This window comes from Asanoa siamensis (assembly GCF_016862555.1).
GTDB lineage: Bacteria > Actinomycetota > Actinomycetes > Mycobacteriales > Micromonosporaceae > Asanoa > Asanoa siamensis.
In genome coordinates this window covers 1-21,729 of record NZ_BONE01000101.1, presented here as the reverse complement: position 1 = coordinate 21,729, position 21,729 = coordinate 1, and the positions used below count along the sequence as shown (strand labels likewise).

The window sequence follows — 21,729 nt, the reverse complement described above, 5'->3', positions numbered from 1 at the left end:
CCGTGCCTCCCACTAAACTGGGAGCGCAAGCAAGTCCGGGTGGCGGAATGGCAGACGCGCTAGCTTGAGGTGCTAGTGCCCGTATAGGGCGTGGGGGTTCAAGTCCCCCCTCGGACACAGGTTCTCCGCGCTGGTGCGCAAATTCAGGTGTGCGTGTTCAGAGGTCTCTGAACACGCACTTTTGCTTGTGACGATGCCGTCGATCGATGCCAGGCGGCGGGGGTGGCCGTCGTGACCGCCTCGTTGGTGCCCGCCGTCCTGCCCCGCACACCGGGCTCGGCTGCCACCGCCGGACGGCACTCTCTGCGCCTGGGTCCGCTGCCGTTGCCGATGTTGGCCCCGGACGGCACCCGGTCAGCCGACACCGTCCACGCGTTGACCGCGGTGGACAGGAGCGGGCGGATCGGCGCCCGCGGCATCCTCGCTGAGCTCGGCTGGCTGCCGGGGACCCGGCTGGCCGTCAGCGAGCGGGCCGGGGTGATCACCCTCCAGGTCGGGAGTGAGGGCCGCTCCCGGGTCGACCGCCGCGGCTACCTCATCCTTGCCCTCACGGTGCGCCGCTGGTGCCGGCTGGCCACCGGGGACCAGCTGCTGCTGGTCGCCGATCGCCGCACCTCGGTGGTGACGGGATACCCGTTGCCGGTCCTGGACCGGCTGCTGGACGCCGCGTCTGCCCCAGGCGACGGGGGTGGTCAGCAATGAGCCAGAGTTCTGGACGGGACGCCGACCTGGCGGCGGCCCGGCTGCTGCTGGAACGGATGGGCATCTCGCTGGATGAGCTGACCGCGGGGACGGCGACCGATCGGGCGTTGCCGACGTTCGCCGAGTACGTGCCAGTGGTCGCGGCGGCGGTCTCGCCGGGCACCCGCAAGGCGTACAGCTCGTACTGGAAGCGGGTGGTGGAGCATTGGGGTGACCGGCGTCTGAACGAACCGACGCCGACCGAGATCGAGGCGCTGCGCGGCCGGATCCAGGCCGGGGTCGTCGCCCGCCGCAACGGGCGGGGTGGCAGGTCGGCGGCCGAGCATCTGGTGGCCGCGCTGCGTTGCCTGTATCGGCGGGCCGAGGCGGACGGCCTGATCCACGAATCGCAGAACCCGGCACGGAAGGTCGCCAAGCCACGCCGGCTGCCCAGCACCCGCCGCGCCGTCGGTGACGCCCGCCTCGCGGAGATCAACGCGGTGGCGGCCAGCTCCGGCGACGACCCGATATTGGACTGCCTGCTGCTACGCCTACACACCGAAACCGCCTGCCGCCGCGGCGGCGCGCTCGCGCTGCGCCCACGTGACCTGGACCCCGACCTGTCCCTGATCTACCTACGGGAGAAGGGTGGCACGACACGATGGCAGCCCGTCTCGCCAACGCTGATGCGGCATATGTTGGCCCACCACAGTGAACGTGGCGACGGTGACGCGAACGGCAGCCTGTTGCGCTACCGCGACGGGCGGCCCTTGACCTATCGCCGGTACGACCATTTGTGGCACCGGATCGGCAGCCGCCTGTCATGGGTCCGCACCCAACAGATCAGCACGCACTGGCTGCGACACACCACCCTGACCTGGGTAGAACGCAACTACGGCCACGCCGTCGCCCGCGCCTTCGCCGGCCACACCGACGGCGGGAACAGCGGATCGACAGCCTCCTACGTCAAGGCAAGCCTTGACGAAGTGGCAATTGCCGTGACCGGGCTGACCGGGGAGACACATCCACTGATCAAAGCGGGATGACCTATCCGGACAGCCGCGCCATCGCCATGCCCACAGTGATGAGGTCGCTGCTGTCGCGGCCGGTTCCAGATTTGGTGGACGCGCTGCTCTGGCCAGCTGTGGTGACCTAACCCGTGCGCCTCGCGGAAGGTGTGGCCGACCGCGGCCGCCATTTGGCTGCGGTCGGGCCGCGACGCGGGCATGCCGGTGTTGTTCGTTCGGATCCTCGTCGGGCCTGGCGAGTGACCTGCGAAGCCGGGTTGTGCCGATGTCTAGCGCCAGTTCGAGTTGCCGCCTATGGCGCGCTGGTCGCTGAGGTTCGGCAGAACTCGAGCCGCAGCTAGTTCGGGGTTCGATCAGTCCGCATCGAAGATGCCGGACAGGGCTCGAACCGGGGTGGACCAAACAGGGCTCGAACCGGGGTGGACCAAACAGGGCTCGAACCGGGGTGGACCAAACAGGGCTCGAACCGGGGTGGACCGGACATGGCGGAATAAGAACCGCGTTTTCCCTGTTCAGGGCTCATCCGTGACGGTCGCGGCGGTTCGCCGCCGCGCCGCGAAGACGAGATCATGAGCGACCCGCCACACCCCGTAACACGGAGTAACTTCTATGCGGAGCGCACACGCCACGCCACTACTGGATCCGGGTGCAGGTGGCCGGGGGGCTCTCCGCGCTTCGCACGCAACCTCCAGCGTGCCAGCCGGGTCACGTCCCGTCATGCATCGGGACCTGCACCGCGATGACCGAACCCGTGCCGAGGTGGATCAGCCCTCGTCCAGCCTGGGGCGGACCGCCGACCTGACCGCGGGTCAGCCGCACACCGACAAGCTCGCCATCGGAGATCGCCTGAGGTGAAAGCAGTAGTCCGGCGCGGTTGCGCCGCATCTGGTTGAGCCAGCTCGCGAGGCTGGTGGTGAGCGCGTCGGCGTTGCCGGCCGCTACCAGCCCCCAGCCGTTGCCAGCAGCGCCTCGAGCGAGCATGAGCAACTCCGGCTCGATCGCGGACTGGAGCAGCAGCTCGGCGTCGTCGACGAGGACAACCGCCGTGTCGTGATCCGCCGTGGTGAGAATCTTCTGGAACTCGCCACGAGCGATGGCAGCGTCATCGATGCGCGCGACGACGCCGTCGAGCTCACGCAGCGGCGAACGGCGTGGCGCCACGACGATCAGACCGGTCCCGCCGTCGCGCAATGAGCGAGCGACACTCAGCAGGGCGGTGCTGCGTCCGGATCGCGGTGGACCGCCGATCAAGAACGTCGGGTTGTCGCCCAAGTCGGGACCGAGCGGTGCCACGTCGTCTCCACCGACACCGGCCAACGCCCATAGCGGTGGCCGGCCGTCCCGGCCGGCGGCGTTGGCGTGGGCGAAGGTGAGCGTGTCGGGAAGCACCCCGAACGTTCGCGGCCGCGGTGACGCCGCGTCGCGGATACCGGTTTCCGCAGCGATGGCCGCGATGGCCGTGGCCTGGGCGGCGCCTGAGGGGTCCACGCAGAGCAGCGCGATCTGGGCTTCGGCGGCGTCCGCGGCGCGCAGCGCCCGCCCCTGCGGCTGGTCCGACGGGACGACCTTGCGACTGAGCCCGACCAACGCATAGTCAGTGCGGTCGTTGAGCCGAAGCACGAGCTTGTCCTCGGTCGCACCCGCGAACCGACCGGCGCCTAGCGACTTGTCACCAGCGAGCACGAGGTGGATGCCGGCGCTGACGCCGTCGCGCAACACGCGGACGAGCCGGTCGAGGTAGCGGCCGTTGTCGAAGACCGCGAACTCCCGTTCGAACACCTCGAAGCGATCCAGCAGGACGACGACGTGCGGAGGTCGCTCGCCGGTCGGCATGGCCGCGCGCAACTCCGCGAGATCAGCCGCCCCGCGTGTGCCCAGTAGGGCCTGCCTGCGGGCGAGCTCGGTGGTCAGCCAGTCCAGGAGGCGGTCGAGACGTTCCACCTGGGTGCGGTCGACGACGGCGCCGGTGTGCGGCAGGTCGGCCAGCGGCAGCAGCGCCCCGTTGCCGCAGTCGATCCCGTAGAGGTGCAAGTCCGCGGTGCGGTGCGCGCGGGCAAGGGCGGCTGCGAGGGTGCGCAGCGTTTGCGAGCGTCCGCTGCGGCTCGAGCCGATAACGTAGAGGTGGCCGGCCCGATCGACGTCGAAGGTCAACGGCTCACGGCGCTGGGCAGCGGGCAGGTCGAGCAGCCCAAACGCCACGCCCGTCGTGCCCGACGGAAGCTCGTCGAGGAGCAGAGCGTTCGGCAAGGCGGGCAGCCACGGGCTCGGCACCGGCCGGATTCCGCCGAGGCGGGCCGCGGCGCCGATCGCCGCCACCAGCACAGCGAGGTCCGTCTCCGGCTGCGGGCCCGAGGCCGCGGAGCGCGCGCTCGACGGTGCCGCCACCGCGTCGCCGAGAGCGAACCAGGGCACCTCGACAACGGTGACCGGTGTGGACGCCGCCACGGTGGCATCGGGCCGCTTTCCGCCGATCCGGGCCGTCTGGAACGGCAACAGGGCGGCGAATCCCAGTCGGGCAAACGCCCTGCCGGGAGTGCGCGGCGACAGCTCGCCCGCGTCCGGGGCGTCGATGATGTCGCGGCTCTCGCCTTGGTCGGTGGTCCGCAGTGCGATTCGCAGGTTGGTGTTGGCTCGGATGTCAGGTGTGACCGCACCGGACGGTCGCTGGGTGGCCAGCACCAGGTGGATGCCGAGTGACCGGCCACGCTGGGCGATGTTGACCAGGCCGGTGACGAAGTCCGGCAGCTCACGCACCATGGACGCGAACTCGTCGATCACCAGCACGAGTCGTGGCAACGGCGGCAGTTGTGAGTCTCGGGCACGGCGTTCCTGGTAGGCGACGATGTCCGGGGCGCCGTGGCTCGCGAGGAGATGCTCACGACGACGTAGTTCCGCCCCGAGCGAGACCAGCGCCCGCTCGACCAGGTGGGTGTCGAGGTCGGTGACCATGCCCACGGTGTGCGGCAGGTCGGCGCACTCTGCGAACGCGCTGCCGCCCTTGTAGTCGACCAGCACGAAGGTCATCTCGTCGGGGCGGTTGGCGACCGCCAGTGTCGCGACGAGAGTCTGCAAGAGCTCGGACTTGCCGGCGCCGGTGGTGCCGGCGACCAGCGCGTGCGGCCCGTCGCGCACGATGTCGACCACGAACGCGCCATCGAGCCCGACGCCCAGGACGCCACGGGTCGACCGTGGCCGCAGCGACCAGCCTGCCAGGACGGCGTCGGGTTCGGGCGGTTCGAGGTCGAGGACGTCGAGCAGACGCGCCGAGCTGGGCAGCACGGCATCGTCGTCCTCGCCCATCGCTCGTAGCGGCGCCATGCTGCGGGCGACCAGCTCGTACCAGGCTCGCTCCGGGTTGTCCGCGCGCAGCACGCTCGGCTCTGCCATGCCGGCTCGACGCAGCTTGACGGTGGTGGCGTCGGTGGTGACCACGGCCCGGCACTCCTCGGGCAACAGCCGCTCCTCGGCGTCGACGCAGATGACGTAGATCCCGACCGAGGGTCCGTCGCGGAGCAGGGCGACGACTCCGGGCAGCGACCGTAGCCGACGAGCACCGTCGAGGACTACCAGGATGCTCACGCGGTCCGGGTCGGACCGGCGTGCCGTGTCGGCCTCCGCCCGGGCGGCCAGCAGTTGCCCGATCTCGCCGATCCGGCGGGACACCGATTCCGCGGTAGTGCCGACGAACGCCCACGAGGTGTCGGTTGTCGGCTTGACGTGCGGCAGCCAGCGGACCCACGACCACGAGGTCTCCCGGTCACGATCGGTCAGGACACAGATTCGAAGGTCGCGCGGGCTGTGCAGGACGGCTGCCTGCGCCACCAGCCAGGTGGCGTGGTCGACGGCCTCGGACCCGGCCACGCCGACAACACCGCTTTCCCGGACTGACATCGGGACCGGCACGTCGTCGAGAGTGGGGGTCGTCATGCGGCGATGCTCGTCTTGCGCCGGATCGTCGACCCGGACTGTCGAGGGCACCGAAGCCGTGCCGACGCGCAGGTCAAGGAAGTCGGGGTCGGTTCGGCGTCGTTCCCACAGCCGGTCGGTGGGTCGCATGGCGATCCGGGCGAGCGCGGCCGGGTCAGGGTATATGCGTCGGCGCAGCCGCTGTTCCTCCTGGACGGCGACATCGATGTCGACGCGCACCCGCCCCAAGGCGGCGCGGTAGTCGCGCATCTGCTCTGCGAAGGACACCTTGCCTCGCTTGCGAGTGCCGAGCTGCGTCAGCATGGCCGCCAAAGGTGACAGCAGCGCGAGGAAGACGAACCGCCAACTCCCGGTGACGAGGATGCCGACGAGCGCCGCGCCGACCGGAGTGAGCAGAAGCGTGGCGTACGGGATCGGGTTGCGTTCGGGTTTACGCGGCTCGCTCGGCAGACTGAACCGTCCGCCGGGCACGTCGGGAACGAACCGTGGCGGGCGGTTGAACCCACGTGTGAGGTCGTCAGGGGTGCGAGTCAGCGGCATGGCCGCCGTCGTGGTCGAGGCTATCTCCACCAGGTTGGCGCCGACTGCCCGTTGACCCCCGTCAGGCCATTCGACGAGCCTGTCCTCGGCGCCTGATGCGTCGGCGGATGGTCCGACCCAAACGGACCGATCGGATCGGACGAGTACGTCGACGCGCTCCCCGGGGGCGTGCGCGTCGAGTGGAATACGCGCCGCCGGGCCGTCACCAACCCGGTAACGGCCAGGCGGCAGGCGGTAGGTCCGGCCCGCGCCAGGGCCGCCGACGACTCGCAGTTCCACCGAGCCCCCCGCCGCTTGCCCACCGCTGACCGGCATGTCGATGCCGAGGGCGGCACCGTCGTCGAGACCGACGGCGGCGAGAGTCGCGGTCCCATCGGCCAGGTGCGCGCCAACGTACAGCTGGCCGGCGCCGAGGTGCGCGGCGAGATCGGCGACGGTTGTGGTCGGGGCCGCGTCGACCGCCAGCATGAGAGGACGGGGGTGCTGCGGACTGGCGAGGCTGACGTTGAACCGCACGGAAATTCCCTCGTTAGGAAGATTTGGACAGTCGTTTGAGGATCTGGTCGGCCACCTGGTCGAACACCACACCGCTGCCGAACTGGGCCGCGCCGCCCGCCGCGGCTTCCGCGCCGTCGGGCAGGACGCCCTCGGTGGTCTTGCCGGTCTTGATGTCACCGGCGGCAGTGCGGTCGGCTTGGTCAGCCTCGCCCGGTGGTGGTGCCGGTGGCTTGGTGGCCTTCTCGACTTCTTGTTCCACCACGACGAACGTGCTGCGCCCCGATGCGTTCGCGGGCGTCCTCCTGGATCGAGCTGAGGTCGTGCTCCGCATCGAACCTCAGCTCCCTGTGATCCGGACTGTCGTCCGGCAAGGCGCTGTTGTGCTGCCGATCGAGCTGGCGCTGCCGATCGCTTCGCAGTTGGGCCAGGCCGAGTCCTCCGCCGACGCCCAACGCGGTAAGCACGACTTTGCCCGCGTCGAACGGCTGGCCATTGAGGGTGGTCTCCAGCGTGGTTCGTCCGAAGTTCGCCGAGGTCTCGCGGACGAAGACCAGGCTCGCGTTCGCCAGCGGAGCCGACGAGATCGCGTTGCGGGACTTGACGATCGAGGCCGCTATGTTGTCGCTGTTGTGTCCCGCGACGGCGAACGGAAACGCGTGCACGACGTCGTCAGCTCGACGCAAGGCAGATCCACCCGGCACGAGCGCGAGAAGGTCGACCACGAACGTTCCCACTTTGAACGAGTCGTTGGCGACCTGTCCGGCGGTCCGAATCGCAAGCGCTGTCGCGGCCAAAAACACACTGAACACAGGGAATGCCAACGCCACTAGAGCGATGGCAACGTCGATGATGATCTGGATAAAGGGGAACTGCTGGAAACCATCGCCGATCTTTGTCAAGACGTCACGTTCCGGAATCGCGTTGGCCGCGGCGCGCAGCAACTCGTCCGCTGCCCGTTCGGCCGCTCTGTCCCGGTCCGCGCGAATCTGGGCGGCTTGCGCCGCGAGGCCGCTGAGCCGCTCCCGCGCGGCGAGAATCTCACCCTGCGTCTGAGTCGACGCTGGGTCCGCCGGATCGGTCAACTGGCTGTCGGCCAGCGCGGCGATCGGGGACGCCGCACGCATGAGGTCGTCGAGCCTGGACTGGCTGTCGCGGAGCTCGATCGCGAACGTTCGATACGCCTGCTCGGCCTGTCCGAAGGAGTCCGCGGTCCGGCGCAGCTTGTCCGGCAGACTCTTCAACGCCGCCCGCAGGGCGTCCATCGCCTGGCCACGACCCTGCTCGATCTGCCCTCCGCCGCCGAGCACGTCGAGCGCGCGCAGCACATCGGTGCGGACAGCGCCATGCCGGTCCGCGAACCGTTCGATCGCATCAGGGTCGCCGGGGGTTGGATCGGCGTCGAACCCGAGGATGGCGAAGCCTGAAGAGAACTCGCGAGGCATCAGAGCAACTCCCGGCGCAACGCGCGGAGCGCGTAGTGGCTGCGGGACTTGACGGTTCCCTCGGCGACGCCGAGCGCGGCCGCGGTCTCGGCTACGGACCGGTCTTGCCAGTAAACGTGGTAGAGGACCTCCCGGTGCGCGGGTGGTAACCGGCGCATGGCGGTCGCGACAGCGACGGCGTCGACGACGCTCTCCGCGTGGTCGCACCGTGCCGCCGGGAGGCTGGCGACCGGCTGCGTTCCGCGCGACCGGCGTACGTCATCGACCACCAGGTTACGCGCGACGGTCAGCAACCAGCCGCGCAAGGAACCCTGGCCGGCCGCGAGCTTGTCACGGTGTCGCCAGGCGCGAACCACGGTCTCCTGGAGTACGTCTTCGGCCCCGGCACGGTCGCCGGTCAGACTGGCCGCATATGCCAGGACCGCTCTTGCGTGTTCTTTTTCGATCAGAGTGAGGAACTCGGACATGGCTTCACCCAACCCCGAGAGCATCTATGCGCGATCAACGTCCCGTTGACGGCTCGAGAAACCGCAGGGTGCCCGTAATGGTCGCGAAAAGGCCGGCCAGCTCCGTGGCTTCGGTGACGTTGGGACTGACCGCGGTGACCAGCAACATCTCGCTCGGCCTGCCTGGAACAGGGATGGCGGTACTCATGGAGTACAACGGCACCTGCGCACCGGCGACCGGGACGGTCCTGGTACCGCTGATCCGAAAGCCGTAACCGACGCCAGCGAGATCTACGGTGGACATGCCGCGCAGGTCGTCCACATCGGTGAGGGCGAACACAGCCACGAACGCCATCAGGAGGCCTTCGTCGTGGGGCTCGACCAGCCCGGCGGCGGCGAGCGCACCGCGACCTGCGAACGCGCGCAAGAGCTCGTCGGCCTGACCGTAGGCGTCGTCGACCGCGACCCGTTCGCCGTCTGTCGTGGCCTCCCTCCGCGCTTGGGCCCACGCCTGTGCAAGGTGCGCACCGTTCAGGTCGTACTCGGACCAGGAGTGAGGAATCACCAGTGCGAATGCGGTTGGCACGAGTTAGCCCCTCTGCAGGCTGTTGGCGGTGTTGGTGTCGGTGTCACCGAACGCCCGCTGAATCTTTTCGATCGCTTCGTTGATCGCCTTGCCCTGCTTCTTGAGTTGGAACCGGCCGTCGTCCCAATCGCTGTCGAACCGGCCTGCGGCTTCGCTCAACGCTCCACCACCGAGGATCGCCTTGATGTCGCCCGGGATTCGTTCCGAGTCGATGAACGCGAGCGTCCTGGTCAGCGCCTCAGACGCCGCGGCCAGTTCCTCGCCAGGTACCACGATCTCGGCCATGGCTTCGCCTCCTGTTCGGTTCGAATACACACGCAACCGATCGTCGCCGGGTTCTGTGCGCTGCCCCACACTTTGGCGATCCGGGAGAACCGCTGCGGCCAGTTGACCGTGTGATTCCGTCTCGCTACCTCGTGATGCGGAAGGCCGACCGATGCATCGGTATCTCTTGGCACTGCTGGCGTTTCTCTTCGTCCTCGCACCAACCGTGCCGGCAACGGCGGCTCCGCCTGGCGACACCGTGACCGTCAACGTGTATGTCGTGCCAGAGCCGATCGCCGCCGGCAGCCGGGATGAGTCGCTGGCAGCGATCGCCGGCCGCACCCTCGGCGACCCCGCACGGGCGGCGGAGATCTTCGCTCTCAACGACGGTCGCGAGCAACCCGACGGCGCCTCGCTCACGTCGGCGACCGAGGTGGCGCGAACCGGCTGGGTTCTGGTGTTGCCGGCCGACGCTCGCGGACCAGACGTGCGCACCGCCAGCCTGGCCCGGTCGAAGCCGTACTGGACCTGGCCGTTGGCGCTTTCGTTGATCGGCGCGGTGGTGCTGGGGGTGTTGACCGTGCTCGTCGTCGCCCGACGCCGGGTGGTCGGGAGCATCCGGCGCTGGACCGACCGGACCCGCGACGCGCGTGGCAACCGCCAGCGCAAGCGGCGGCTGCGGGCAACGCGTGCGCGGCTCGCCGCCGACCAGGGACGGGATACGCGCGACGTCACTCTCGCGATGACCGCTGCGGCCGGTGTCGGGTCGGACGCGGAGGTGTACGCCGTTGTGATCGACGGGGACGGTGTGACCGCGTGGCTGAGCACGCCGACCACACCGACGCCCTTCTGGACCGCGACCGGCAGCGGGCAGTGGCGAAGCGGGTTGCCGACGCCTGGTCCCGTCGATCCTCTGTCGATGCCCGCACGGGTGGGCGTTACCGAGGACGGTGGCACCCTCGTCGTTGACATCAGCTGGCTCGACGGTGTCCTGAGCGTTACCGGCGACGCTCAAGGGGCGCGCGAGACGGTAGACCACCTTCTGCGTGAGGTGACGCGGCACCGTCCCGGCACCCTCATCGTCGACTTGGCTTCGCTGTCAGGTGCCGCCGAACTCGCTGACCTCGTACGAGCCAGTGCCCCGGCGCTTGACGAAGCCGGCTCCGTCATGGTCCAAGCGGCCCGCCGCCGTCGCCTCACTGGCATCGTGGTCGCCGTCGGCGAGCCCGATCCCGAGACGGCCGCATCGCTTGTGCGGTTGTCGTCCTCCGGCGCCGGCGGGTGGGCCTCAGTGGTGCTGGGGCGGGTGCCTGGCGCGCACTGGCAATGGCACGCCAATGCCGATGGCACGCTGGAACTGCCGGAACTCGATCAGACGGTGGTCGTGCCTACGCAACCGTAACGACATAGGGACGGGTTCCGACCGCGCGGTCACGGTCGGAACCCGTCCCGACGGGCCCATGGACACCGACTATCCGAGATCTCCGTTGGCCGTAATTCTGTCTGGTGACATCACGAACCAGGTGCCATCGACGGCCTCACCGCCGACGTCACCCGGGGCCACGTCCTCGGCCAACCGGTAACTGGCGGGCCGTCGTCATCGAAGTTGCGCTCCGAGCTGTTCATCGGCCGACGCGAACGCCTCGCCAACGGTACGAACATAGGTGCTGATCCCCTCGAGCGACTGGTTGATCTGCTCGAACCCGCGCGCGAACTCGTCGAAGAACGGCTGGAACTTCTGCTGCGCGGCCGGCGTGGAGTAGCCCTGCGCCAGCAGCCCCTGAACCTTCCCCCGGACCTCGCTCAGCTTGTCCTGCAGCTGGGTGAAGTCATTCAGCAGAGCCGCTGACGTCTGTGCGGTCTCGTCGCTGTTGACGCTGAAGTTGGGCATGATCGTCCTCCTACATCTACAAATCCCGCCCATCGCGGGAGTCAAGTCCAGCCGGTCACAATTGATACCGGATCAACACTGGCTCTACGCCCGATCGACGTTCGTCCACAATGGAGGCGATGCTCGGTCGTCAGGTCACCGTCGGGACTTCAGAAGACGCGGCAATACTCGCGTCGAGGCACCGGTCGGCCTTCTGCTGCCCACGTAGGCTCACCTCCACCACGACGCGGCGGCGGCTGGCGCGTCGCGCGAGAGCGTGCCCGACCTGCTGCTCACCGTCGAGTCGCACCGAGATCGGGGCACCCTCGCCCGTGAAGTTGCGCCACCAGGTCTTGGCGTCCGGCATCGCAACGTCGATGCGCACGCCAGCCGCGGTCCGCGCATAGGCGACGGGGGTGCTGAACGTCCTGCCCGAGCGCCGCCCCGTGTAGGTGATCACGGTCAGCCACGGTCTTACCAGCCTCCCGAACCGCGGCGAGGAGTGCCAGGCCATGTTGAAGGCGTTGATCCGGTTGACGACGGTCCGCACAGCGTTGCTCATGGCGGGGACCGTAACGGCCAGGCTCCGAGGAGGACCTAAAGTGATAAGAATGGGAAAGCCCGCTTCCTCACATCGGCCTCTGCGGTCCGACGCACGGCGCAACCGGGACCGCATCGTCGATACGGCCCGAGGCCTGTTCGCCGAGCATGGCCCGGAGGTGCCTTTGGGCACTATCGCCCGGCGTGCGGGGATCGGCACCGCTACTCTTCATCGCCGTTTCCCGACCAAGGATCACCTGATCGCAGCCGTCTACGCCGACCAGTACGCACACTGCGTGGCGGTCGTCGACGAGGCCCTCGCCGACCCCGATCCGTGGCGCGGCTTCTGCCACATGGTCAATGAGATCTGCGTTCTGCAGACCGCCGATCGCACTTTCACGGACGCGTTCCTGGCCAAGATTCCGGACACGTCTGAACTCGACGACGCACGTCAGCGCACGGTTGGCGGTCTCTTCGCGCTGGTCGCCCGAGCCAAGGCAGTGGGCCGGTTGCGCGCCGATTTCGTCCCAGCGGATCTCGCACTGAGCATGGCCGCAGTGTCCGGCCTGGCCGCGCGTTACCCGCGATCCGCTGCCGACACGGCGCGCCGACTCGCTGCTTACCTGCTGGCCGCATTCGCCGCCGACCACCACGGGCCGGAGTTGCCGCCATCGCCGCTGACGTCGCGCCATCTCTTCGAGGCAGCACGCTGACGCCGCGATACAAGTCTCGCCCTAGGCCTGAGCCCTGCGGACAGCCGCGCAGCGAATGGCCAGTGCCGTCCATCGTCTGTTGATCGTTTGTCGACGGCCAGGCGGTTTGCTCGACCGATGTCCCCGAACCAGGTCCTGACCTACCACGACTTGCCTGGCCCAACCGGGCTTCCTCTGCTCGGCCACAGGCTCGCGCTGGCGCGCGCAGCAGCGCCCGCCGTCGCGATGCAGCACTGGTGTGATCGACACGGGCCCACATACCGTCTGTGGCTCTCCGGTCCGGCTGTGGTGACCGCTGATCCCTCGCTGGTCGATGCCATTTTGAGACAGCGGCCGGACACCTTCCGACGAAGCCCGCGTATGGCCGGGATCCTTCGCGAGATGGGAGTCGACGGCCTGTTCACCGCCGAAGGGGCGACCTGGCAACGCTTGCGGCGCGTCGCCACCCGAAGTCTGGACGCCAAGCACCTGGACAGCTACTTCGAGGTTCTCACCCGGACAGCGGAACGATTGCGCCGCCGATGGCGCGCCGCCGCGGTAGCTGGTGAACGCATAGATGTGCTGGCTGAGATGACGCATTACACCCTGGATGTCACCGTCGGGCTCGCCACCGGTCACGACCTCAACTCGGTGGAGAATCGCGGAGAGGGGTTGGCGTCCCGCTTGCCCGCGTTGTTCCCCGAGATCGGCCGCCGCCTCTACGCACCATTCCCGTACTGGAGGTTCTTCGGCGGCACCCGGCGGCGGCGCATCGACGCCACCCTTCGCGAGATCGACATCCTCGTCCAGAGGCACTTCGCGGCCGCTCGACAGCGAGTCGCCGGCGGCGCCGCGCCTACCAACTTTCTGGAGGCGCTGGTCGCGCCCGTAGAAGGCGAACCGCCCCTGACGCACAAGGAACTGCTCGGCAACGTGTTGACGATGCTGGTAGCCGGCGAAGACACCACCTCCGCGACCGCCGCTTGGGCGATCCACTTCTTGGCAGGCGACCCCGCCGCGGTCCGCCGGATCAGGTCTGAGGCTGACAGCGCACTCGGGGACCGAGCAATCGCCGAGAACCCCGCGACGCTGAGGCAACTGGTGGAGGCAGATGCTGCGGTTAAGGAGGCCATGCGGCTGCGACCGGTCGCACCGATCCTTGCCCTGCAAGCCCGCCACGACGTCGTCCTTCCAGGCAACCAGGGACTGCTCGAGCTCAAAGCGGGTACGGTCGTCTTCGTCTTGCAGACCCGCGGAGCGCACCACGACCACGGCCGGTTCCCGCAGCCCCAAGAGTTCGACTCGGCGCGATGGCTCCGCGCAGGGCCGTCGCCCGAAAGCGCCGTTGCTCCCTTCCTTCCCTTCGGCGCGGGACCCCGTTTCTGCCCTGGCCGCAACCTTGCACTTATGGAGGCGATCCTGGTGGTCTCGATGTTGTGCCGCGAGTTCGACCTCGAGCAGGACACCCTCGCCGGCCCGGTTGGCGAGCGACAAAGCTTCAGCATGTTTCCGACGAATATCTTCGTTCGCGCCAAGCCTTCCACTCAGGAGGCCGAGCGATGAATCGGCCGGCGATCTTCCGTCGCTGTTCCGTCAAGCGCCCCACGGCCTCGCGGCAACACGCGGTTCGTGCGTTCCCATCGCGCCGATGCAGCGGCCGTGTGCGCTTCGTCGCCGAACCCGCTGACGACCACTTTCGGCCATCGCCAGCGTCGTTCATTGGTTGAGCGCCTATCGCCCAACGAGGTCGTCGAGGTTGGAGACGGATGTGACGACGGTCAACACCGGCGGGTGAACCAAACGGCTGTCCGGGCACGTGTGGGTGGCGATGTCTCCGGATGTACCGGGGACACCGACCTAAGGAGCAGCCGCAATGCCACGCAAGCCATCGGTGCTAGTCGCCACCGCCGTTGCCGCCGCGCTGTTGTCCGCATGTGGAAACGCCGACATCGGCACGGTCGCGCTGGACCCCGACCAGACCTCGACACGGCCGACCGAGAGTCTCGATCTATCGGTGGTGCCTGGGACGGCCAAGTCAAACAAGGCTGAGGATGGCACCGGTGACTGGGTGAACCGAGAAGGCGGCCCGACCAAGTCCGAGCGCGAGGAAAAAGCGCGCAAGTGGACAGAGGTGCGCGCGGCACGCGTCGACCGACTCGGTCGCGTGGTTGTCAACGGATCAGGACTGACGCTCTACCGGTTCGACGACGACGAAGCGAGCCCGTCGAAGTCCGTCTGTAACGGGCCCTGTGCCGAGACCTGGCCGCCGGTGGTCGTGCGCGAAGGCGAAACTGTCTACCGAGCGTATGTAAGCGAGGACGCCTTGGGCACCGTGCGCCGTGACGACGGCGAACTGCAGCTTACAATTGGCGGATGGCCGGTCTACAGGTTCGCCGACGACCGCCGGTTCGGCGACACCCGGGGCCAAGGCCTGCAGGGAAAGTGGTTCGCCGTCAAGCGCGACGGGGGCAAGGCCGTCGGCGCTGACTCAGGCGCCGAGCCGACCGCACCAGCATCACCGGGCTCCACCGGCAAGCGGGCCACCTCGGTTACGTTCTTCGAGGACGCCGACTTCGCCGAGTCTGGGATGTCGTTCGGCGTGAGCGGCCCCGGATGCCAGAACCTTCCGTTCGCTGGCGTCGCCTCGGCGCTTACGACGGACGGCACTGTGCGGATGTGGGCGGGCAAGGACTGCAAGGGTGAGCTGCGCGTCGTCGACGGAGACGTGCCAGACCTTTCAGTCATCAATTTCGACGACACCGTGGCCTCGGTGCGGCTGGCCTGATCGGTCGTCGGGACGGGATCCGCCGGTCATCGCTTGCCGGACCGGCGGTCCACGTCGCTGAACCGCTCGCACGAACCGAAGGAGGGTGCTAGAGCCATGACAGGTGATAAGGCGCGGCGTTGGCTGGACCGGTTGGGCACGTTCCACCGCTCCGAGCCCGTGATCGTAGACGATCGAGGCGAGCCGGAGAACGGGTTCGCGGCGGCGATCAGCCTGTTCGCGGCCTCCGCCGAGCAGGTCCCGGCCTACCGGGCGTTCCTCCGTGAGCACGGCGTCCACCCGGGAAGCGTCCGCACCCCCGCGGACTTCGCACAGGTGCCGATGATCACCAAGGAGAACTACGTGCACCGGCACGAGCTTGCGCAGCGGTGCCGCAGTGGCCGTCTCGACGACGTAGAGACGGTGGCCGTATCGTCAGGTTCGTCGTCTCGCCCGACGGTCTGGGCGCGGTCCGCCGTGGACGAGCTGGCAGTCACGGCCCGGTTCGAACATGCGTTGGTCGGGGTCTTCGACGCCGACCGCCACCGGACGCTGGTCATCGTGTGCTTTCCCCTTGGCAACTGGGTGGGCGGCATGTACACCGCCGACGCGTGCAGGCATCTCGCCGCGAAGGGCTACCCGATCACCGTCGCCACGCCGGGCAACTCGAACGGCGAGATCCTCCGGGTCGTAGCGGAACTCGGTGCCATGTTCGACCAGGTGGTTCTCGCCGGCTACCCGCCATTTGTCAAGGGCGTGATCGACGAGGGCATCCGTCGGGGCGTCGACTGGTCCGCTCTGCGTGTGCGGATGCTGCTGGCCGGTGAGGTGTTCAGTGAGCAATGGCGAGCTCTGGTAGGCCAACGGGCCGGCTCGAGCCGGCCCGAGAGCGACACGGTGGCTCTCTATGGGACCGCCGACGCCGGTGTGCTCGGCAACGAGACACCGTTGACCGTCGTCATCCGTCGGTTCTTGGCCGACCATCCGACCGTCGCCCGGGCGCTGTTCGGCAACTCGCGGCTGCCGACCTTGGTGCAGTACGATCCGCTTACCCGTTACTTCGAGACGCACGAGGGCACATTGCTGTTCACCGCCGATGGTGCAGCGCCCTTGCTTCGCTACCGTCTGGGGGACGAAGGCGGCGTTATGTCCTACCCGAACATGATCGCTTTCTGCCGTGAGCACGGCTTCGATCCGCTCGCCGCGCAGGGCTCCAGCGATCGAGCCGCACGGCTGCCGTTCGTCTGGGTCTTCGGCCGCGCGCTGTTCACCGTGTCCTACTTCGGTGCCAACGTCTTTCCGGAGCAGGTGTCCGCCGCGCTCGAAGAGGAGACCGTCGCGCCCTTGCTCACCGGCAAATTCGTCCAAGAGGTAGGCGCGGACCAGGATCACAACCCATACCTCGGCGTCGTAGTGGAACTCGCGCCCGGCGTCACCGCCGGCCCCGAGCACGCCGAAGAGATCGCCCGTGCGATCCGCGAACGCCTTCTTGTCACCAACAGCGAGTTCGCGAACTATGTGCCGGTCGAGCGCCAACTTCCGCGCGTACGGCTGCTCGCGACTGGCGACGTGGACTACTTTCCGCCGAACGTCAAGCACCGGTACAGCCGGCCCTGACCAGCGCCGGACGACTTTCGTCCCGTCAAGACAGCCGCGGGCGAAGGCCGAGGATCTCGGCAAGCTGTTGTGTCTCCAGCGTTCCCGGCCTCGGCTGGACGACCGCATCGCTCGATAGGACGGCGGCGTCCTCGGCGGATACGTCGAAGCGTCCAGACGGATCCCAGCATTTTTTGAGCGCGTTCAGACGGGCATGAACATCACCCGGATACGCCGTCGCCCTGTGCTGCTGACGAGCGTCGCCCGGACTGAGGAAGTTGGCCAAGGTTCGCCCAGTTGTCCACGGACGCAGCTCGCGCACGATGTGATCGTGAAACGCGCTGTGGCCCGCAGCCTTGTCTGCGGCGACGACGCTCGCCAACGTGAGCAGGAAGGGTGCGTCGCGATTGGCAACCGCGTTCGGCTCGCGCGGTGGTTTGCGTAGCTCCCCTGCCAGGTGACGAAGCTCGACCCGGGTAACCGGGACAGCGGCACCGTCGACGGCGAAATCGAGAAGGAGGTCCAGCGCTTCGGGTGGCAGGCCGTGCAGCAGCGCGGATCGTTCGTACACCGGCAGCGGGTCTACCAGGTCGGCGTGGATGGCGGCAGCCGCGGTGTATGGCATGTCGTCGACGGAGTCGATGATCGAAGGGGCTGCGGCTCGGATCGGATCCAGCTGCCGCTCGCCGTCTTCGGCGGAACCCAGATAGGCGACGCGAACGTGGACGACGAGGCGCCCACGTAGTGGCTCTGCGACGGGCTCACACTTAGGGTGACGCACGAACGCGATCGACGAGGACATCTCGTCGGGTGTGGACTCCACCCAGGTACGCCAGGCGTGCAGCACCGCCGCCGCATGTTCCGCGGCGAAGTAGACGCCACCTGCGTAGACCCGGCGGACAGGGAAGAGGCGAAATTCGATGGCTGTGACGACGCCGAGGCCGCCCCCGCCGCCCCGCAGTCCCCAGAACAGCTCGGGTTCCGAGGTGGCATTGACCGTAAGGGCAGCGCCATCCGCGGTGACGAGATCGATCGAAACCACATTGTCCGCGGCGTACCCTCGCGTCCGCCCCAGGAAAGGACTGAGACCTCCGCCCAGCGTGTACCCGACCACACCGAGCGCGGGCGACGAACCATTCACGGCCGCGAGGCCGTGGGCGGCCGCCGCCTCGGTCACCTGCTCCCAACGCACGCCCGCACCGACTTTGGCGGTACGCGTCGACGCGTTGATCGTGACCTCGGTCATCCGATCCGTACTGATCAGGACACCGCCGTCCGCAGCCTTGGTTGGACCATGCCCGGTCGCCTGGACCACGACGCGTAGGCGATGGTCCTCGGCGAAACGAACCGCCTCGACGACATCGTCGGCGGTGGCCGGGGCCACCACTACTGCCGGGCGGTGCGGAAACGCGACGTTGTAGCCGCAGCGGCCCGCGTCGTAGCCGTCGTCACCGGGTAGGTAGACAGCGGCGCCTTCGGACAGGCGGCCGGGCAGAAAGGTCGATGCGGCCGCCGCCACCGTCGCGCACGGTGCCAGATCAAAATCTGCTGCGTGTGTCGTTTTGGTCATGCCACGAGCCAACGCGGCGGGCATCAACGTCCGGTTAGCGACCGTTGGGGTTTGGTTGACATCGCGTCCGCAGCGCGACTGGTCTTAGCTTGCCAGCCGCTGCGCACCGAGCGCCGCCATCGGAGCCAGGACCTCCCCGGGCGCCTTCGAATGTTCCTGTGCCGACAGCAGGTGGGCCTGCCGACGTCCGAATGCACGCACGATCGGGTTCATCCCGAATCGGTGTGGGGTGTCCGCGTCGAACAATAAATGGAGATCGACCAACGCGTCGAGGGCGCTCCACGCGATCGCGGGTTCGACGTCGAGGAGCGCGGCCACCTCCTCCGTGCTGAACTCCTCGCCCGCGCGCGTTGCGGCCATCCGCAGGGCACTGGCCTGCACGTCGGGCAGCTGCCGATAAACCCGCAAGATAGGCGACTCCGCCAGCACGCACTCGTCGTGGACCACGCCCGTCAGATTGGACAGTTCGCGCTGGAGCTCGTCGCCGATCGCGGCGATCCCCCACCGGGGGCGGGCCGCGAGTCGACAACCCAGCAGCCGCAACGGCAACGGCCAGCCAGACGCGATCGTGACCAGCCGCCGCGCCGCTTCAGGTTCGGCGCGAACCCGCTCCGGGCCGGCGAGTCGCTCGAGCAGCAGAACGCCGTCGTCGATCAGCAGCCCGCCGAGCGTCACCCAGGTCGTCGTGGTGATGTAGGCCTGCCGCCGCTGCGCGGTAACGAGGATGCTGCAGCCTGGAAGCGCTTCTCGGAGCCAACTGATCTCGGCGTGATCATCGACGTTGTCCAGCACCACGAGCATCCGACGGTCGGCGGCCACCCGTTGCAGGAGGGCCGCCCGGGCGAAGTTGCCAGCTGGCAGCTCCGATGCCGTGACCTCGAGCGCCCGCAGCCAGCTCGCAAGCAGGTCGCCGAGGTCGCTCGGGTCAGAGATCCGAGCCATGTCGGCATAGAAGCGGCCGCCCGGGAAGGCGTAAGCCATCCGATGTGCCGCACGGACCGCGGTGGCCGTGCGCCCGATGCCACCCACTCCCAGGACGCCGACCGTTCTCGGACCACCGACCAACGCACCGACTATCTCGTCCAGCTCAGCCTCACGGCCGGTGAAATCGTGGAGGTCGGCGGGAAGCAAGCTCGGCCCAGGCACTGCGGCCGTGTCCGGAGTCCGCGGCGTCTCCGTGTCCGTGGCCGGTCCGGCGGCGCCACCCGTGGGATGCAGCGAGGGATCGGCCGAAAGAATCCGCCGTTGCAGTTCGCCCAACGCGTGACCCGGATCGAGGCCGAGCTCGTCGTTGAGCCGGCCGCGGATTCCGTGGTAGACCTCCAGCGCTTCGACCTGCCGCCCCGCGCGGTACAGCGCCCGCATCAACAGCGCGTGCGGCCCCTCCCGCAGGGGATGGGCCTGAGCTAGCGTCGTCAATTCGGAAACGAGGTCAGCCGGGTCCTCCGCGTCGGAGGCGAGTGCGGCGGCGTGTCGCATCTCCTCGGCTGCCAGGCGGCTCTCCGCGAGCCGGGTCCGCTGCTCTTCGGCGTACCTGCCGGGTACGCCGCCCAACGGCGGCCCTTTCCACAGAGACAGCGCCTGGGTCAGGGCCGCGAAGGCCGCGGCCGGCTCGTCAGCCCGCATGTGCCCGCGAGCGCGTTCAGCCAGACTACGGAAGACGACCGTGTCTATGGAGTTCGGCGCTGTCCGCAGCGCGTATCCCCCACCGACCGTGTCGATGTCTGCGTCGATCTCCGCTTCTCGGAGCAGCTGGCGCAGTCGCGAGACGTACGTGCGAAGCGTGCCGATAGCGGCTTTCGGAGGATCATCGTCCCAGATCGCTGTGACCAAATCGGACACGGCCACCGGTTGACCGACCCGCAACAGAAGCACCACGAGCAGAGCTTGTTGCTGCGGAGACCCTGGAGACATCGCTTGCGCCGCTGGTCCCAGGTAGATCGGGCCGAGCAGGGAAAACTTGATCTCAAGATCGCTCATGATTGAAGCAAGCTTACCGGAGGGCAGCCTTACCTCGCCCGTTGTTGAGCGCCGGAGCCTGTCGGTTGACGGACAGGCTCCGGCGCCGGCGACGAGCCGGAGATGATGCCAGCCGAGCGATGCGACTGGCGATGCCAAATCGAATTAGTTCGCCGGGGCGATGTTGTGATTAATACGGAACATGTTGCCCTGGTCGTACCTGTGCTTGATCCGCGCCAGCCGGTCGAATACGTCGGGTCCGTATGCGGCACGAACCCCTTCAGGGTTCGTGTCATAGGCGGTCAAGAAGTTAATCTGCGATCCTTCGGCCGACCACGGGCGCATCGCGTCCAGGACGGACTGGATCTCAGGTCGGAAGGCCTCGTCCATGCCTGGGTCGCCGACCGCAGCGACGAACAACTGGAAGGAGGCGTCGCGCCGGAGCACCGCGCTCGGCGTCGACGGAGGGCGGGCCAACGCCCCGCCCAGATGGCGGACCTCGACCATGACCAACGGCGTGCCGGTCTCCGGACCCGCGGCGTTGACCAGAGCCTCGATCGCGGCCGTGGGCAACTCCCGAAGGAACGTTCCCCGCTCGTACGCCGGAAGCGGATCCACGGGGTCGGCGTGAATTCCGGCGATGGCAGCGAACGGCATCTCGGCCACAGTGTCGACCATCGGCGGTGCAGCGGCACGCAAGGGGGCGATCAGCTTCTCTCCTTCGGCGGCCGAGCCAAGGTAGGCCACGCGCACGTGAAGGGTGAACCGGCCCCGCAGGAATTCGGGGACGAACGGAGCGTCGGGCAGGCGCAGGAAGGCGAACGAAATGCTCAGGCCGTCGGGGGCGTGCGCGACGACGTCCTGGAAGGCGGCGAGGACCGGTCCGACATGCTCGGCTGCGAAATAGAGACCGCCACCGAACAGCGGCGGAGTGGGCACCATCTGGAACCGCATTCTGGTGACCACGCCGAAATTGCCCTTACCACCCCGTACCGCCCAGAACAGCTCCGGCTCGTTGTCCCGATCCACGCGTCGCAGTTGTCCGTCCGGGGTGACGATCTCCACCCACTGCACCCAGTCGGCGGCGAACCCGTGCGCCCGACCGAGCGTGGGACTAACGCCACCGCCCAAGGTATAGCCGACAACACCAACATTCGGCGACGAACCAGCCAGCGGCGCCAATCCGACCTCAGCGGCCGCATCGACGACGTCCTGCCATTGGCTGCCTCCACCAACCACAGCGCTCGACGTGCCCGCGTCGATGGAAACGTCGTTAATCCGGCGTAGGTTGATGAGCACCGCCCCATCGGCGGAAACCACAGCTCT

The 21,729-nt window shown here is 68.2% G+C and carries 18 protein-coding genes and 1 tRNA gene; 8 read left to right on the top strand and 11 right to left on the bottom strand.

The window, feature by feature from the left end; all coding sequences use genetic code 11:
• The first annotated feature begins 33 nt into the window (after positions 1-33).
• The 3 genes from Asi02nite_RS36380 (at position 34) to Asi02nite_RS36370 (ending at position 1,727) form a co-directional block, all read left to right on the top strand.
• A tRNA-Leu gene (locus Asi02nite_RS36380) sits at positions 34-117 on the top strand.
• A 114-nt stretch (positions 118-231) separates the two neighbouring features.
• The gene (locus Asi02nite_RS36375; RefSeq protein WP_203718592.1) at positions 232-702 is read left to right on the top strand and encodes a hypothetical protein; all 471 of its coding nucleotides are present in this window, start codon (positions 232-234) and stop codon (positions 700-702) included.
• Positions 699-1,727 carry a tyrosine-type recombinase/integrase gene (locus Asi02nite_RS36370; RefSeq protein WP_239127530.1) on the top strand — a complete coding sequence of 343 codons (1,029 nt, stop codon included), beginning with the start codon at positions 699-701 and terminating at the stop codon, positions 1,725-1,727. Before Asi02nite_RS36375 ends, Asi02nite_RS36370 begins: the two co-directional genes overlap by 4 nt.
• Before the next feature lie 687 nt (positions 1,728-2,414).
• Here the strand turns inward: Asi02nite_RS36370 and Asi02nite_RS36365 are convergent.
• The 6 genes from Asi02nite_RS36365 to Asi02nite_RS36340 form a co-directional block, all read right to left on the bottom strand.
• A complete protein-coding gene (locus tag Asi02nite_RS36365; protein WP_203718591.1) occupies positions 2,415-6,176 on the bottom strand; it encodes an FtsK/SpoIIIE domain-containing protein in 3,762 nt (1,253 codons plus the stop codon).
• A gap of 529 nt (positions 6,177-6,705) precedes the next feature.
• Positions 6,706-6,933 (bottom strand): hypothetical protein, encoded by a 228-nt coding sequence (locus Asi02nite_RS36360; RefSeq protein ID WP_203718590.1) that lies wholly within the window; start codon positions 6,931-6,933, stop codon positions 6,706-6,708.
• Positions 6,875-8,116: a hypothetical protein gene (locus Asi02nite_RS36355; RefSeq protein WP_203718589.1), complete on the bottom strand. Its 1,242-nt coding sequence runs from the start codon at positions 8,114-8,116 to the stop codon at positions 6,875-6,877. Before Asi02nite_RS36355 ends, Asi02nite_RS36360 begins: the two co-directional genes overlap by 59 nt.
• Complete coding sequence (locus Asi02nite_RS36350) at positions 8,116-8,583, bottom strand: sigma-70 family RNA polymerase sigma factor (protein ID WP_203718588.1); 468 nt, start codon at positions 8,581-8,583, stop codon at positions 8,116-8,118. The genes Asi02nite_RS36355 and Asi02nite_RS36350 overlap by 1 nt, the downstream gene beginning before the upstream one ends.
• Positions 8,584-8,617: 34 nt before the next feature.
• Positions 8,618-9,148: a hypothetical protein gene (locus Asi02nite_RS36345; RefSeq protein ID WP_203718587.1), complete on the bottom strand. Its 531-nt coding sequence runs from the start codon at positions 9,146-9,148 to the stop codon at positions 8,618-8,620.
• 3 nt (positions 9,149-9,151) lie between these two features.
• Positions 9,152-9,433 (bottom strand): hypothetical protein, encoded by a 282-nt coding sequence (locus Asi02nite_RS36340; RefSeq protein ID WP_203718586.1) that lies wholly within the window; start codon positions 9,431-9,433, stop codon positions 9,152-9,154.
• Positions 9,434-9,584: 151 nt separating this feature from the next.
• Between Asi02nite_RS36340 and Asi02nite_RS36335 the strand changes: the two genes are divergently transcribed.
• On the top strand, positions 9,585-10,814 hold the full coding sequence (locus Asi02nite_RS36335) for a hypothetical protein (RefSeq protein WP_203718585.1): 1,230 nt from the start codon (positions 9,585-9,587) through the stop codon (positions 10,812-10,814).
• 195 nt (positions 10,815-11,009) lie between these two features.
• On the opposite strand, the gene Asi02nite_RS36330 is transcribed toward Asi02nite_RS36335, so the two are convergent.
• Positions 11,010-11,303, bottom strand: a complete 294-nt coding sequence (locus tag Asi02nite_RS36330; RefSeq protein WP_203718584.1) for a WXG100 family type VII secretion target — start codon at positions 11,301-11,303, stop codon at positions 11,010-11,012.
• A 130-nt stretch (positions 11,304-11,433) separates the two neighbouring features.
• Positions 11,434-11,844: a hypothetical protein gene (locus tag Asi02nite_RS36325; protein ID WP_203718583.1), complete on the bottom strand. Its 411-nt coding sequence runs from the start codon at positions 11,842-11,844 to the stop codon at positions 11,434-11,436.
• A 49-nt stretch (positions 11,845-11,893) separates the two neighbouring features.
• Here Asi02nite_RS36325 and Asi02nite_RS36320 point away from each other — a divergent pair, with 49 nt between their 5' ends.
• The 4 genes from Asi02nite_RS36320 (at position 11,894) to Asi02nite_RS36305 (ending at position 16,895) form a co-directional block, all read left to right on the top strand.
• Positions 11,894-12,535 (top strand): TetR/AcrR family transcriptional regulator, encoded by a 642-nt coding sequence (locus tag Asi02nite_RS36320; RefSeq protein WP_203718582.1) that lies wholly within the window; start codon positions 11,894-11,896, stop codon positions 12,533-12,535.
• 117 nt (positions 12,536-12,652) lie between these two features.
• Positions 12,653-14,077, top strand: a complete 1,425-nt coding sequence (locus tag Asi02nite_RS36315) for a cytochrome P450 (RefSeq protein ID WP_203718581.1) — start codon at positions 12,653-12,655, stop codon at positions 14,075-14,077.
• Positions 14,078-14,387: 310 nt separating this feature from the next.
• Entirely contained in the window at positions 14,388-15,299 is a 912-nt protein-coding gene (locus tag Asi02nite_RS36310) for a hypothetical protein (protein WP_203718580.1), read from the top strand.
• Positions 15,300-15,395: 96 nt separating this feature from the next.
• Positions 15,396-16,895: a phenylacetate--CoA ligase family protein gene (locus tag Asi02nite_RS36305; RefSeq protein ID WP_203718579.1), complete on the top strand. Its 1,500-nt coding sequence runs from the start codon at positions 15,396-15,398 to the stop codon at positions 16,893-16,895.
• A gap of 25 nt (positions 16,896-16,920) precedes the next feature.
• On the opposite strand, the gene Asi02nite_RS36300 is transcribed toward Asi02nite_RS36305, so the two are convergent.
• The 3 genes from Asi02nite_RS36300 to Asi02nite_RS36290 all read right to left on the bottom strand — a co-directional run.
• On the bottom strand, positions 16,921-18,444 hold the full coding sequence (locus Asi02nite_RS36300) for an FAD-binding oxidoreductase (RefSeq protein WP_203718578.1): 1,524 nt from the start codon (positions 18,442-18,444) through the stop codon (positions 16,921-16,923).
• Between the two features lie 84 nt (positions 18,445-18,528).
• Complete coding sequence (locus tag Asi02nite_RS36295) at positions 18,529-20,424, bottom strand: AfsR/SARP family transcriptional regulator (RefSeq protein WP_203718577.1); 1,896 nt, start codon at positions 20,422-20,424, stop codon at positions 18,529-18,531.
• 144 nt (positions 20,425-20,568) lie between these two features.
• A partial coding sequence (locus Asi02nite_RS36290) for an FAD-binding oxidoreductase (protein ID WP_203718576.1) occupies positions 20,569-21,729 on the bottom strand: 1,161 nt, incomplete at its 5' end.

Excerpts from the sequence above, each read along its gene's own strand:
- Asi02nite_RS36370 (WP_239127530.1), top strand. The coding sequence starts at position 699 with ATGAGCCAGAGTTCTGGACGGGACGCCGACCTGGCGGCGGCCCGGCTG.
- Asi02nite_RS36295 (WP_203718577.1), bottom strand. The coding sequence starts at position 20,424 with ATGAGCGATCTTGAGATCAAGTTTTCCCTGCTCGGCCCGATCTACCTG.
- Asi02nite_RS36335 (WP_203718585.1), top strand. The coding sequence starts at position 9,585 with ATGCATCGGTATCTCTTGGCACTGCTGGCGTTTCTCTTCGTCCTCGCA.
- Asi02nite_RS36300 (WP_203718578.1), bottom strand. The coding sequence starts at position 18,444 with ATGACCAAAACGACACACGCAGCAGATTTTGATCTGGCACCGTGCGCG.
- Asi02nite_RS36350 (WP_203718588.1), bottom strand. The coding sequence starts at position 8,583 with ATGTCCGAGTTCCTCACTCTGATCGAAAAAGAACACGCAAGAGCGGTC.
- Asi02nite_RS36310 (WP_203718580.1), top strand. The coding sequence starts at position 14,388 with ATGCCACGCAAGCCATCGGTGCTAGTCGCCACCGCCGTTGCCGCCGCG.
- Asi02nite_RS36365 (WP_203718591.1), bottom strand. The coding sequence starts at position 6,176 with ATGCCGCTGACTCGCACCCCTGACGACCTCACACGTGGGTTCAACCGC.
- Asi02nite_RS36355 (WP_203718589.1), bottom strand. The coding sequence starts at position 8,116 with ATGCCTCGCGAGTTCTCTTCAGGCTTCGCCATCCTCGGGTTCGACGCC.
- Asi02nite_RS36315 (WP_203718581.1), top strand. The coding sequence starts at position 12,653 with ATGTCCCCGAACCAGGTCCTGACCTACCACGACTTGCCTGGCCCAACC.
- Asi02nite_RS36340 (WP_203718586.1), bottom strand. The coding sequence starts at position 9,433 with ATGGCCGAGATCGTGGTACCTGGCGAGGAACTGGCCGCGGCGTCTGAG.
- Asi02nite_RS36325 (WP_203718583.1), bottom strand. The coding sequence starts at position 11,844 with ATGAGCAACGCTGTGCGGACCGTCGTCAACCGGATCAACGCCTTCAAC.
- Asi02nite_RS36320 (WP_203718582.1), top strand. The coding sequence starts at position 11,894 with ATGGGAAAGCCCGCTTCCTCACATCGGCCTCTGCGGTCCGACGCACGG.
- Asi02nite_RS36330 (WP_203718584.1), bottom strand. The coding sequence starts at position 11,303 with ATGCCCAACTTCAGCGTCAACAGCGACGAGACCGCACAGACGTCAGCG.
- Asi02nite_RS36305 (WP_203718579.1), top strand. The coding sequence starts at position 15,396 with ATGACAGGTGATAAGGCGCGGCGTTGGCTGGACCGGTTGGGCACGTTC.